Here is a 12,331-nt window from a genome sequence, read left to right on the forward strand (position 1 = left end):
TATGTCTTCTGGTCGTCTGCAACAACAGTTCATCCGTCTGTGGCAATGCTGTGACGGCAAAACGCAAGACACGACGCTGAACGAGCTGGCGGAGCTGCTGAGTTGTTCGCGCCGCCATATGCGTACCCTGCTCAATACCATGCAAGAACGCGGCTGGTTAACGTGGGAAGCCGAAGTAGGGCGAGGTAAACGCTCGCGCCTGACTTTCCTCTATACCGGGCTGGCACTCCAGCAGCAGCGGGCAGAAGACCTGCTGGAACAGGATCGCATCGATCAACTGGTGCAGTTGGTCGGTGACAAAACGGCCGTACGACAGATGCTGGTTTCTCACCTGGGGCGCAGTTTTCGCCAGGGGCGGCACATCATGCGCGTTCTCTATTATCGTCCCATGCACAACCTGCTTCCCGGTACGGCGCTACGCCGTTCAGAAACTCATATCGCCCGGCAAATCTTCAGCGCCTTAATTCGGGTAAATGAGGAAAATGGGGAACTGGAAGCGGACATCGCCCATCACTGGCAGCAGATTTCACCGTTACACTGGCGATTCTTCCTGCGTCCGGGGATTCATTTTCATCATGGCCGCGAACTGGAAATGGAAGATGTCATCACCTCGCTGATGCGCATTAACGCCCTGCCGCTGTACTCGCACATCACGCAGATCGTTTCTCCCACGGCCTGGACGCTGGATATCCATCTCGCCCAACCCGACCGCTGGCTTCCCTGGCTATTGGGGCAAGTCCCCGCCATGATCCTGCCGCGAGAATGGGAGACGCTCAGCAACTTCTCCAGCCACCCAATTGGCACTGGTCCCTATTCGGTGATGCGCAATACCAATAACCAACTGAAAATTCATGCATTTGATGATTACTTTGGCTACCGGGCGCTGATCGACGAAGTTAACGTTTGGGTATTACCCGATATCGGCGAAGAGCCTGGCGGTGGGTTGACGCTAAAAGGCCCCACGGAGGATGAAAAGGCGATCGAAAGCCGCCTCGAGGAAGGATGCTACTACCTGCTGTTTGATGCGCGCACCCACCGTGGCGCTAATCAGGAGGTTCGCGATTGGGTTAGCCGCGTTCTTTCGCCAACCCATCTCATCTGCCACGCCGACGAACAGTTCCAGCGACTGTGGTTTCCCGCCTACGGTTTGCTCCCCCGCTGGCACCATGCCAAACCCGGCCATGGTGAAAAACCCGCCGGACTGGAAACGCTGACGATCACCTACTATCGCGATCACATCGAACATCGGATTATCGCGCAGATCATGAAGACGTTGCTGGCAGAGCATCAGGTACAGTTAAATATTCAGGAGATCGACTACGATCAATGGCATGCGGGTGAAATCGTCAGTGATATCTGGCTCAACAGCGCCAACTTTACCCTACCGCTGGATTTCTCGCTGTTCGCCCATTTGTGCGAAGTCCCGTTGCTGCAAAACTGTATCTCGCGGGACTGGGAAAACGATGCAGCTCGCTGGCGAACGGGCGAAATGAGCCTGGCGGCATGGTGCCAACAGTTGCTCGCTACAAAGGCCATTGTGCCGCTAATCCACCACTGGCTCATCATTCAAGGACAGCGCAGTATGCGCGGGTTACGCATGAATACCCTCGGCTGGTTTGATTTTAAATCAGCGTGGTTTGCACCACCGGATCCTTAGATCCGGCTCTTGATTGCCGCATAGCAACAAAATCATTACACTAACGCCGTTCTCAACGGGGTGCTAAATAAAAACATACACAAAATCATTCATGATGCATCAAGGCGGCAAGCGAGTGAGTCCCCAGGAGCATAGATAACTATGTGACTGGGGTGAGCGACAAATCTGCCGGGAGCAGATTTGAACGCTGCTTGCAGCGGCCCCGAAGGGGCGAGGCCCGGAGATGGGCCGAGTAACGCAGCCAACACAGAGGCAGCGTGAATGATGAAGTGTATGGGCTGAGAGATACCCGTCGAACCTGATCCGGATAATGCCGGCGAAGGGATTTGAGGCTGCAACTCAAGTCCTTTGCCACCCAACTTTATGAGGTGCAAAGTGTTTAAAAAATGTCTTCCGCTTTTACTGCTGTGCGCAGCGCCTGCTTTCGCCAAACCTGTACTGACCATTTATACCTACGACTCGTTCGCAGCTGACTGGGGCCCGGGCCCGACAATAAAAAAAGCCTTTGAAGCTGACTGCAACTGTGAACTGAAACTGGTCGCGCTGGAAGATGGCGTCTCGCTGCTTAACCGCCTGCGCATGGAAGGAAAAAACAGTAAAGCTGACGTCGTACTGGGCCTCGATAACAACCTTCTGGAAGCCGCCACCCAAACCAAACTGTTTGCCAAAAGCGGTGTAGCAAGTGAAGCCGTAAACGTGCCCGGCGGCTGGAAAAACGATACCTTCGTTCCGTTTGATTACGGCTATTTCGCCTTTGTTTATGATAAGAACAAGCTGAAGAATCCGCCCAAAAGCCTGAAAGAACTGGTAGAGAGCGATCAAAAATGGCGCGTCATTTATCAGGACCCGCGTACCAGCACGCCGGGGCTGGGCCTGCTGCTATGGATGCAAAAAGTCTATGGCGATAAGGCACCGGAGGCCTGGCGCGCGCTTTCGGCAAAAACCGTCACGGTCACCAAGGGCTGGAGTGAAGCCTACGGCCTGTTCCTGAAAGGCGAAAGCGACCTGGTACTCAGCTACACCACCTCTCCGGCCTATCACATCATCGCCGAGAAAAAAGACAACTACGCCGCAGCCAACTTTAGCGAAGGCCACTATTTGCAAGTGGAAGTCGCCGCCCGTACTGCGGCCAGCAAACAGCCGGAACTGGCCGAGAAATTCCTCAAGTTTATGGTGTCTCCAGCCTTCCAGAATGCGATTCCGACCGGCAACTGGATGTATCCGGTAACCCCGGTCGCCCTGCCTTCTGGATTCGAGCAACTGAATAAGCCAGCCACCGCGCTGGAATTTACGCCGCAGCAGGTTGCGGCTCAACGTCAGGCATGGATTAGCGAATGGCAACGCGCCGTCAGCCGTTAATTTCCGGCTGGCTGGTTCCAGGGCTTACCGCCGCCACGCTGATGGTGGCCGTTGCCCTGGCCGCGTTTCTGGCGCTGTGGTTTAACGTCCCACGGGGGGAGTGGCGCTCACTGTGGCAAGACGACTACCTGTGGCACGTGGTGCGCTTTTCTTTCTGGCAGGCTTTTTTATCCGCAGTGCTGTCGGTCATCCCGGCGATTTTCCTTGCCAGAGCGCTCTATCGCCGCCGTTTTCCAGGACGACTGGCGCTGCTGCGCCTGTGCGCGATGACGTTAATCCTGCCAGTGCTGGTCGCGGTCTTCGGTATTCTTAGCGTGTACGGTCGTCAGGGCTGGCTGGCCTCGATCTGGCATACATTCGGGTTGGAATGGACGTTTTCGCCGTACGGTCTGCAGGGCATTCTGCTGGCGCACGTCTTTTTCAACCTGCCGATGGCCAGTCGTCTGCTGTTGCAGTCTCTGGAGAATATTCCCGGCGAACAGCGACAGTTAGCCGCTCAGTTAGGTCTGCGCAGCTGGCATTTCTTCCGCTTTGTGGAATGGCCGTGGCTGCGTCGGCAAATCCTTCCCGTCGCGGCGCTCATCTTTATGCTCTGTTTCGCCAGCTTCGCCACCGTTTTGTCGCTAGGCGGCGGACCGCAGGCCACTACCATCGAGCTGGCGATTTATCAGGCGCTGAACTTCGATTACGATCCCGCCCGCGCCGCCATGCTGGCGTTGATCCAGATGGTTTGTTGTTTAGCGCTGGTGCTCTTCAGCCAACGTCTGAGCCGCGCCATCGCCCCCGGTACCACGCTGGTTCAGGGCTGGCGCGATCCCGACGATCGTCTGCACAGCCGCCTGGCAGACGCACTGCTGATTATTCTGGCCCTGCTGCTACTGCTGCCGCCGCTGCTGGCGGTAATTGTCGATGGTTTTAACCGCCATATGCTGGATGTTCTTAAGCAACCTGTACTGTGGCACGCGCTGGGAACCTCGCTGCGTATTGCGCTGGCGGCAGGTGCGTTGTGCGTTGTTCTCACCATAATGCTGTTATGGAGCAGTCGTGAACTGCGTGCCCGACAGCAGTTGCTGGCAGGTCAGATGCTGGAACTTAGCGGCATGTTGATCCTCGCCATGCCGGGCATCGTGCTGGCAACCGGCTTCTTTCTGCTGCTCAATAACACCATTGGACTCCCCGAATCAGCCGACGGCATTGTCATTTTTACCAATGCGCTGATGGCGATCCCTTACGCGCTGAAGGTGCTGGAAAACCCAATGCGGGACGTCACCACCCGCTACAGTATGTTGTGCCAGTCGTTGGGAATTGAGGGATGGTCGCGCCTGAAAGTGGTTGAACTGCGTGCCCTGAAGCGCCCGCTGGCGCAGGCGATGGCTTTTGCCTGCGTGCTGTCGATTGGCGATTTTGGCGTGGTCGCGCTATTTGGTAATGAGGATTTCCGCACCCTGCCGTTTTATTTATATCAGCAGATTGGCTCTTATCGCAGTCAGGATGGCGCAGTTACGGCGTTATTGCTGCTGATCCTGTGCTTTACGCTGTTTACCGTTATTGAGAAATTGCCGGGTCGAAATGTTAAAACTGATTGATATCACATGGCTTTATCACCATTTGCCGATGCGCTTTACGCTGTCGATCGCACGCGGTGAGCAGGTCGCGATCCTCGGGCCCAGCGGCGCCGGGAAAAGTACGCTGCTGAATCTGATCGCCGGCTTTCTCACGCCTGCCAGCGGTACCATGTTGATTGAAGGTGAAGATCACACCGCCACGCCTCCCTCACGTCGCCCCGTTTCGATGCTGTTTCAGGAAAATAACCTGTTCAGCCACCTGAGCGTGCAACAAAACATCGGCCTGGGCCTTAACCCGGGATTGAAGCTGAACGCATCGCAGCGGGAGAAAATGCATCACATCGCCCAGCAAATGGGGATCGACTCACTGCTGGAGCGCCTCCCCGGTGAGCTTTCCGGCGGTCAGCGACAGCGCGTAGCGCTGGCGCGTTGCCTGGTGCGGGAACAACCCATTTTGCTGCTTGATGAACCGTTCTCTGCGCTCGATCCCGCCCTGCGCCAGGAGATGTTAACGCTGGTTGCCGAGGTCTGTCGCGATAAACAGCTTACGTTGCTGATGGTGTCCCACAGCGTAGAAGATGCGGCGCGAATTGCGTCCCGTTCGATTGTGGTCGCCGACGGGCGCATCGCCTGGCAGGGCAAAACGGATGAGTTATTAAGCGGTCAGGCCAGCGCCTCGACGCTCTTGGGCATCAAAGCCGAGTGATTGATTTCCCAGGCCGGATAAGCGTCAGCGCCATCCGGCAAAAGAATCGTCAGAAACCCACGACTTTACGCAGAATATCAATATACACCGGCATCAGCGGATGGCGCAGTAACGCCACCAGCGCAACCACGCCGATCCCAAGCGTCAACGGCGCCAGATACAGTAAACGACTGCGGGGGAAATACGCGGTTAAGCGATCGACTGCCGCTTTGCCGCTACGCCACAGTCGCCAGCAAAACCAGCCCCCTACCCATAGCAACAGCGCCGTCGCCAGCAGCAACCATTTGAAATCCCCGCTCTGCATCTCAGAAGGAATATCAATTACCGCCCCCGCCAGGATCCCCGGCAGGAAGTAGAACGGCGGCCACAGTATGCAACCAATAATATTCGGGACGATAAATTTAGCGACAGGCAGATCCAGCATGCCCGCCACCATTGGCACCAGCGGACGCGTCGGTCCCACAAAACGCCCCACCAGAATGGTAAACATGCTGTGCTGATGCAGCGCGTGCTCGGTTTTATCCAGCAACGCCTTGTTCTTTTTCATGAACGACCAACGGTGCAGCGGCTTTTTAAAGCGCCAGCCCAACCAGAAAGAGATCCAGTCCCCTAACAGGCAACCAATGATGCCCGCAAGCCAGGCATGCCAGAAGTTCAGTTCGCCACTGCCAATCAGCGCCCCCAGCCCCGCCATCATCACGGTACCGGGCAGAATCAGACCAACCAGCGCCAGCGACTCCAGAAAGGCCACCAGCAGTACGGCGATCAGGGAGTACAGGGCGGACTGAAGAATAAAGTGTTCCAGCAATGCTTGCATAATGTGTCCGTCAGATTTACGAAGCAGGGATTTTGATAACCCGTCTCAACTTCGTCAAGCCATCAATTGTCTGAATAGATTGCGAGTTATGACAACTTTCAGGACACATCATTCACTTTTTATTCACATCCGGCGCGAAACTCGCTCGGACTGGCGCCGGTACATTTTTTGAAAACGCGAGAAAAATAGAGCTGATCGTCAAAGCCAACATTGCGCCCTACCGTAGCAATGGGCATACGAGTGGTACTCAGCAATAGCTTGGCCTGGCTGATACGCTGATCCTCGCGCCAGCTTAATACGCTGATACCCAACTGCTGACGGAACAGATGCGACAAACGGGAAGGCGACAGGCAGACGTGCTGTGCGACGCTGGCAATATCAAAATTACTGTCCGCCAGGTGATCGCTGATGTACTGGCAGGCGTCGCGCACGCGGTTGTCCATGGGGGGATGCAGCGATTCATTAATGGCTTCCATACGTCGGAGCAATAACTGCTCCAGTAAATTAATCGCCAGCAGTTCGGAATAGCGACCTTCTCCCTGCCCGGCGTTGATTATCTGCCCAAACAGTTCGTTAAAATGCGGCTGATGTGCTTCATCCGGGCGAAAGAATCCAGTCTGGGCAAAAATGGCCGGCCAGGTCAGCCACTCCTGCCAGTAGGCGCGTGGGCGAAAGTAAACCCACTGGTGATACCACTCGCTGGCATCAGGATGGCGTCCGTAGTGGTGAATTTCTCCGGGCGGAAACAGCAAAATATCGCCAGGCCGGCAGACAAATTGTTTGCCCTGATTATTGATAACCCCTTCGCCACGGATAGTGAGATTGAGGATATAGCCCTTCATACCCAGCGGCCTGTCGATAAAAAAATCCAGGTATCCGTTCGCCTCGATGGGGGTTAATCCGGCCACCAAATGCGCATTAAACGAATAGCCTGGCAGCAGGGGATCGTTTTGCGTTTCAGCCATAATTTCAATACTCCCTATGTTCTGCTAAGAAACAATTTGTCCATATTACGCCAGACATCATTGCCGTCGCCCCTGCGGGCCGCTGTGTTTGCGGTAATGGACCATCAACCCCGCTTGTGAAAAGCACTTTGTAAAAAATATGTACTGCGCCAACGTTAAAATCGGCTAACAAAAGTGTCTATAACTACGGCAGAAATGTCCACATTGATTATTTGCACGGCGTCACACTTTGTGATGCCACAGCATTTTAGTCCATAAGATTAGCGAATCCTGCCTGACGGTTTTTATCCCTACTAACTACTGTTTATCCATACCCGTATTTTTGGATGGAGTAAGACGATGGCGATTGCAATTGGCCTCGATTTTGGCAGTGATTCAGTACGCGCTTTGGCAGTGGAATGTGCCACCGGTGAAGAAATCGCCACCAGCGTAGAGTGGTACCCACGTTGGCAGGAAGGGCAGTATTGCGATGGCCCAAACAACCAGTTTCGCCATCATCCACGCGACTACATTGAATCAATGGAAGCGGCGCTGAAAACCGTGCTGGCCGAACTGAGCGTTAAACAGCGTGCGGAAGTGGTCGGGATTGGCGTTGACAGCACCGGTTCAACCCCGGCCCCCATCGATGCCGACGGCAACGTACTGGCGTTGCGTCCGGAGTTCGCTGAAAACCCAAATGCAATGTTTGTCCTGTGGAAAGATCACACCTCAGTAGAAGAAGCTGAAGAAATTACCCGTCTGTGCCACACACCGGGCAAGATCGATTACTCCCGCTATATCGGCGGTATTTATTCCAGCGAATGGTTCTGGGCCAAAATCCTGCATGTGACCCGTCAGGACCACGCGGTTGCCGAGGCCGCGGTTTCGTGGATTGAACTGTGCGACTGGGTTCCGGCCCTGCTCTCTAATACCGTACGTCCACAGGATATTCGTCGCGGTCGCTGCAGCGCCGGGCATAAATCCCTGTGGCATGAAAGCTGGGGTGGTCTACCGCCAGCCAGTTTCTTTGACGAACTCGACCCCATCCTCAACCGCCATCTGCAATACCCGATGTTTACCGATACCTTCACAGCCGACCTGCCGGTTGGCACCCTGTGCGCCGAGTGGGCGCAGCGTCTGGGACTACCGGAAAGCGTGGTGATTGCAGGCGGCGCTTTTGACTGCCATACGGGCGCGGTCGGCGCGGGCGCACAGCCCAATACGCTGGTGAAAGTCATTGGCACGTCGACCTGCGACATTCTGATTGCTGACAAACACAGCGTCGGCGAGCGCGCGGTGAAAGGCATTTGCGGCCAGGTTGATGGCAGCGTGGTGCCGCATTTTATTGGCCTCGAGGCAGGCCAGTCCGCGTTCGGCGATATCTATGCCTGGTTTAGCCGTGTGCTGAGCTGGCCGCTGGAGCAGCTTGCCACGCAACACCCGGAGCTGAAGACCCAGATTAAAGCCAGCCAAAAACAGCTGCTACCAGCGCTAACCGAAGCCTGGGCGAGAAATCCGTCGCTGGATCACCTGCCGGTGGTGCTCGACTGGTTCAACGGTCGCCGTACGCCCAATGCCAACCAGCGTCTGAAAGGAGTGATTACCGATCTGAATCTGGCAACCGACGCGCCAGCGCTGTTCGGCGGTCTGATTGCCGCCACCGCCTTTGGTGCACGCGCCATCATGGAATGCTTCACCGAACAAGGCATTGCGGTTAACAACGTAATGGCGCTAGGCGGCATCGCCCGTAAAAATCCGGTCATCATGCAGGCCTGCTGTGACGTGCTCAACCGTCCGCTACAGATTGTCGCTTCAGACCAGTGCTGCGCACTCGGTGCAGCTATCTTTGCCGCCGTTGCCGCGAAAGTACACACCGATATCCCAGCCGCTCAGCAACAGATGGCAAGCGCCGTGGAAAACACGCTGCAACCTCGACCAGAGCAGGCTCAACGTTTTGAACAGCTTTACCGCCGCTACCAGCAGTGGGCGGTTAGCGCTGAACAACAATATCTTCCGACTGCCGCTCCGGCGCAACAAACCCCGGTAGACCAGGCAACCCTGACACATTAAGGACACGACAATGACGATTTTTGATAACTATGAAGTGTGGTTTGTGATTGGTAGCCAGCATCTGTATGGCCCTGAAACCCTGCGTCAGGTAACCCAACATGCCGAGCACGTCGTTAACGCGCTGAATACTGAAGCTAAACTGCCCTGCAAACTGGTTTTAAAACCGCTGGGTACTTCACCTGACGAGATTACCGCTATTTGTCGTGACGCTAACTACGATGATCGCTGCGCAGGTCTGGTGGTCTGGCTGCACACTTTCTCTCCGGCCAAAATGTGGATTAACGGTCTGACTATCCTCAACAAGCCGCTGATGCAATTCCATACCCAGTTCAACGCCGCCCTGCCGTGGGACAGCATTGATATGGACTTTATGAACCTGAACCAGACCGCGCACGGCGGCCGTGAATTCGGCTTCATCGGCGCACGTATGCGTCAGCAGCACGCCGTGGTCACCGGTCACTGGCAGGACAAACAAGCGCACGAACGCATTGGCTCCTGGATGCGCCAGGCCGTGTCCAAACAGGATACCCGCCATCTGAAAGTCTGCCGTTTTGGCGACAACATGCGTGAAGTCGCAGTCACCGATGGCGATAAAGTCGCTGCGCAGATCAAATTCGGCTTCTCGGTAAATACCTGGGCCGTAGGCGATCTGGTGCAGGTAGTAAACTCCATTAGCGACGGCGAAATCAACGCGCTAATCGATGAGTATGAAAGCACCTACACCATGACGGCGGCAACGCAAGTCCACGGTGAGAAACGTCAGAACGTACTGGAAGCGGCCCGTATTGAACTGGGGATGAAGCGCTTCCTGGAACAGGGCGGATTCCACGCCTTTACCACGACATTTGAAGATTTACACGGCCTGAAACAGCTCCCGGGTCTGGCCGTACAGCGTCTGATGCAGCAAGGCTACGGCTTTGCGGGCGAAGGCGACTGGAAAACCGCCGCTCTGCTTCGCATCATGAAGGTGATGTCAACCGGTCTGCAGGGCGGCACCTCATTTATGGAGGATTACACCTACCACTTCGAGAAAGGCAACGATCTGGTGCTCGGCTCGCACATGCTGGAAGTGTGCCCGTCCATCGCGGAGGAAGATAAACCGATCCTCGATGTTCAGCATCTCGGCATTGGTGGTAAAGACGATCCCGCTCGTCTGATCTTCAACACCAAAACTGGCCCGGCAGTCGTTGCCAGCCTGATCGATCTTGGCGATCGCTATCGCCTGCTGGTTAACTGCATCGACACAGTTCAAACACCGCACTCTCTGCCGAAACTGCCGGTGGCTAACGCATTGTGGAAAGCCCAGCCTGATCTGCCAACTGCATCTGAAGCCTGGATCCTGGCCGGTGGCGCGCACCACACCGTCTTCAGCCACGCGCTGGATCTGAACGATATGCGCCAGTTTGCTGAAATGCACGATATCGAGATCGCCGTGATCGACAACGATACCCGCCTGCCGGCCTTTAAGGACGCGCTGCGCTGGAACGACGTCTATTACGGTTTTAAACGTTAATTATGTTGTTGCCGGATGGCTCTGCGCTTGCCCGCCATCCGGCACAGAGGAATCAACATGTTAGAAGATCTCAAACGTCAGGTGCTGGAAGCCAATCTGGCGTTGCCTAAGCACCACCTGGTCACCTTGACCTGGGGGAACGTGAGTGCCGTCGATCGCGAGCGCGGCGTGTTTGTGATTAAACCATCCGGGGTCGATTACAGCGTTATGACCGCAGAAGATATGGTCGTAGTCAGTATCGCCACCGGTGAGGTTGTAGAAGGTACGAAGAAACCCTCCTCCGATACCCCAACCCACCGTCTGCTGTATCAGGCATTCCCGACCATTGGCGGCATTGTTCATACCCATTCGCGTCATGCAACCATCTGGGCGCAGGCGGGCCAGTCGATTCCAGCCACGGGTACCACTCATGCGGACTATTTCTACGGATCGATTCCCTGCACACGGAAAATGACCGAGGAAGAAATCAACGGCGAATATGAGTGGGAAACCGGTAACGTGATCGTTGAAACCTTTGAGAAACAAGGCATTGACGCTTCGCAGATGCCTGGCGTGCTGGTGCACTCTCACGGTCCGTTTGCGTGGGGAAAAAACGCCGAAGATGCGGTACACAACGCCATCGTGCTGGAAGAAGTCGCCTACATGGGGATCTTCTGTCGCCAGCTCGCGCCGCAATTGCCGGATATGCAGCAAACCCTGTTAGATAAACATTACCTACGTAAACACGGCGCAAAAGCCTACTACGGTCAGTGAAAACAATCTGAGCGCGCCCGGAATCTCGGTGGCGCGCTCTCTGGTTATTCCTTTATATATTCCGCAAACGCACTTCGATACACACAGTTATTAGCACAAACGTATTTAATCACGTTGTCATAATGTCCCTGCGCCTCTTCACCATCCAGTGAATGAAAGAAAATGTAATCTGTAATCGTTGACTGCCAGCGCTGTCCATTCAACAGATAATTAATCACCGTATCACGATGACCATTTATTCTGTCATGCCCTTGCCAGTGAAAGAAAGCATTCCCACGTTCAATAACCTCAGTACGCCAAATTTGACCTGACCACGTTCTATACTCAATATATTGACTTACTGATTTAATTGTAGGGTTAGATAACTGAGTATTAACAAATAAATAGTGATCATATCCTACCTGTAACGCCTGAGTATAAATATCCATAATAGGCCTCCATAACACTACGCACCCAAGCTATTGATATAAAACACCCGAGCTATCAGATGAATAAAATTATATTCAGCGATAAAAATCAAATTATACAGAGAGATATTCCCGACGAAATCGAACCGAAAATCCGTTTTTATCCAGACAATAGCAAGCCATAAAAATATATTATATTCAACCTGGTAACCCGAGTGTTTGATTAAAATAGTTACACTAACCATGAATAAAAACAAATAAAAAAAATAACCATTTTTCCTGAACCGAGGGATGAGTAACAAAACCATACGAGCACGATTCCGAAAATGACATAAAAATCCTGAAACGGACTTCCAATTTATGAAACAAATATAATTACAAAAGAATAATAGATCCAAATAGCCATGACAGGCCAATAAAATAATTAAAGGAAGAGCTTTCAATTAAGGCATTCATTTATTAAATACCAAACTCTATCCTGTAACACTTTTACTGCGGAGGGCATTTTACTGTTACTGTCACAATAACTGCCCGCAGTTC

Annotated in this window: 10 protein-coding genes and 1 riboswitch; of the genes, 7 read left to right on the top strand and 3 right to left on the bottom strand. The window is 54.0% G+C overall.

Features of this window, described 5'->3' with window-relative positions; translation table 11 throughout:
• The first annotated feature begins 1 nt into the window (after nt 1).
• The 4 genes from sgrR to thiQ all read left to right on the top strand — a co-directional run bounded on the left by sgrR (nt 2) and on the right by thiQ (nt 5,287).
• Nucleotides 2–1,657 (top strand): HTH-type transcriptional regulator SgrR, encoded by a 1,656-nt coding sequence (gene sgrR, locus HV243_RS20735; RefSeq protein ID WP_053388885.1) that lies wholly within the window; start codon nt 2–4, stop codon nt 1,655–1,657.
• 239 nt (nt 1,658–1,896) lie between these two features.
• A riboswitch (TPP riboswitch) is annotated at nt 1,897–1,999 on the top strand.
• A gap of 33 nt (nt 2,000–2,032) precedes the next feature.
• Nucleotides 2,033–3,016, top strand: a complete 984-nt coding sequence (gene thiB, locus HV243_RS20740) for a thiamine ABC transporter substrate binding subunit (protein ID WP_047358335.1) — start codon at nt 2,033–2,035, stop codon at nt 3,014–3,016.
• Nucleotides 2,992–4,602 (top strand): thiamine/thiamine pyrophosphate ABC transporter permease ThiP, encoded by a 1,611-nt coding sequence (gene thiP / locus HV243_RS20745; RefSeq protein ID WP_053388884.1) that lies wholly within the window; start codon nt 2,992–2,994, stop codon nt 4,600–4,602. Before thiB ends, thiP begins: the two co-directional genes overlap by 25 nt.
• A complete protein-coding gene (thiQ, locus tag HV243_RS20750) occupies nt 4,586–5,287 on the top strand; it encodes a thiamine ABC transporter ATP-binding protein ThiQ (protein ID WP_016151677.1) in 702 nt (233 codons plus the stop codon). Before thiP ends, thiQ begins: the two co-directional genes overlap by 17 nt.
• Nucleotides 5,288–5,336: 49 nt before the next feature.
• On the opposite strand, the gene HV243_RS20755 is transcribed toward thiQ, so the two are convergent.
• Both HV243_RS20755 and araC read right to left on the bottom strand, forming a co-directional pair.
• Complete coding sequence (locus HV243_RS20755) at nt 5,337–6,104, bottom strand: DedA family protein (protein ID WP_053388883.1); 768 nt, start codon at nt 6,102–6,104, stop codon at nt 5,337–5,339.
• Between the two features lie 119 nt (nt 6,105–6,223).
• Nucleotides 6,224–7,069, bottom strand: coding sequence for an arabinose operon transcriptional regulator AraC (gene araC, locus HV243_RS20760; protein ID WP_003018834.1), 846 nt, complete (start codon nt 7,067–7,069; stop codon nt 6,224–6,226).
• Nucleotides 7,070–7,408: 339 nt separating this feature from the next.
• Here araC and araB point away from each other — a divergent pair, with 339 nt between their 5' ends.
• Genes araB through araD form a run of 3 tightly spaced genes read left to right on the top strand, consistent with a single transcriptional unit; the run spans nt 7,409 to nt 11,384 of the window.
• Nucleotides 7,409–9,118 carry a ribulokinase gene (araB, locus tag HV243_RS20765; protein ID WP_053388882.1) on the top strand — a complete coding sequence of 570 codons (1,710 nt, stop codon included), beginning with the start codon at nt 7,409–7,411 and terminating at the stop codon, nt 9,116–9,118.
• 10 nt (nt 9,119–9,128) lie between these two features.
• On the top strand, nt 9,129–10,631 hold the full coding sequence (gene araA / locus HV243_RS20770) for an L-arabinose isomerase (RefSeq protein WP_053388881.1): 1,503 nt from the start codon (nt 9,129–9,131) through the stop codon (nt 10,629–10,631).
• Nucleotides 10,632–10,688: 57 nt separating this feature from the next.
• Nucleotides 10,689–11,384, top strand: a complete 696-nt coding sequence (gene araD, locus HV243_RS20775; RefSeq protein ID WP_016151673.1) for an L-ribulose-5-phosphate 4-epimerase — start codon at nt 10,689–10,691, stop codon at nt 11,382–11,384.
• 44 nt (nt 11,385–11,428) lie between these two features.
• On the opposite strand, the gene HV243_RS20780 is transcribed toward araD, so the two are convergent.
• Nucleotides 11,429–11,812: a DUF4751 family protein gene (locus tag HV243_RS20780; protein ID WP_016155677.1), complete on the bottom strand. Its 384-nt coding sequence runs from the start codon at nt 11,810–11,812 to the stop codon at nt 11,429–11,431.
• Nucleotides 11,813–12,331 lie beyond the last annotated feature (519 nt).

The sequence above is a fragment of the Citrobacter sp. RHBSTW-00599 genome (genome assembly GCF_013784065.1).
Classification (GTDB): Bacteria; Pseudomonadota; Gammaproteobacteria; order Enterobacterales; family Enterobacteriaceae; genus Citrobacter; species Citrobacter braakii.

Bases quoted from the DNA above. Each gene is read 5' to 3' on its own strand.
- araC (WP_003018834.1), bottom strand. From the start codon at position 7,069: ATGGCTGAAACGCAAAACGATCCCCTGCTGCCAGGCTATTCGTTTAAT.
- HV243_RS20755 (WP_053388883.1), bottom strand. From the start codon at position 6,104: ATGCAAGCATTGCTGGAACACTTTATTCTTCAGTCCGCCCTGTACTCC.
- sgrR (WP_053388885.1), top strand. From the start codon at position 2: ATGTCTTCTGGTCGTCTGCAACAACAGTTCATCCGTCTGTGGCAATGC.
- araB (WP_053388882.1), top strand. From the start codon at position 7,409: ATGGCGATTGCAATTGGCCTCGATTTTGGCAGTGATTCAGTACGCGCT.
- thiP (WP_053388884.1), top strand. From the start codon at position 2,992: ATGGCAACGCGCCGTCAGCCGTTAATTTCCGGCTGGCTGGTTCCAGGG.
- thiQ (WP_016151677.1), top strand. From the start codon at position 4,586: ATGTTAAAACTGATTGATATCACATGGCTTTATCACCATTTGCCGATG.
- HV243_RS20780 (WP_016155677.1), bottom strand. From the start codon at position 11,812: ATGGATATTTATACTCAGGCGTTACAGGTAGGATATGATCACTATTTA.
- araA (WP_053388881.1), top strand. From the start codon at position 9,129: ATGACGATTTTTGATAACTATGAAGTGTGGTTTGTGATTGGTAGCCAG.
- araD (WP_016151673.1), top strand. From the start codon at position 10,689: ATGTTAGAAGATCTCAAACGTCAGGTGCTGGAAGCCAATCTGGCGTTG.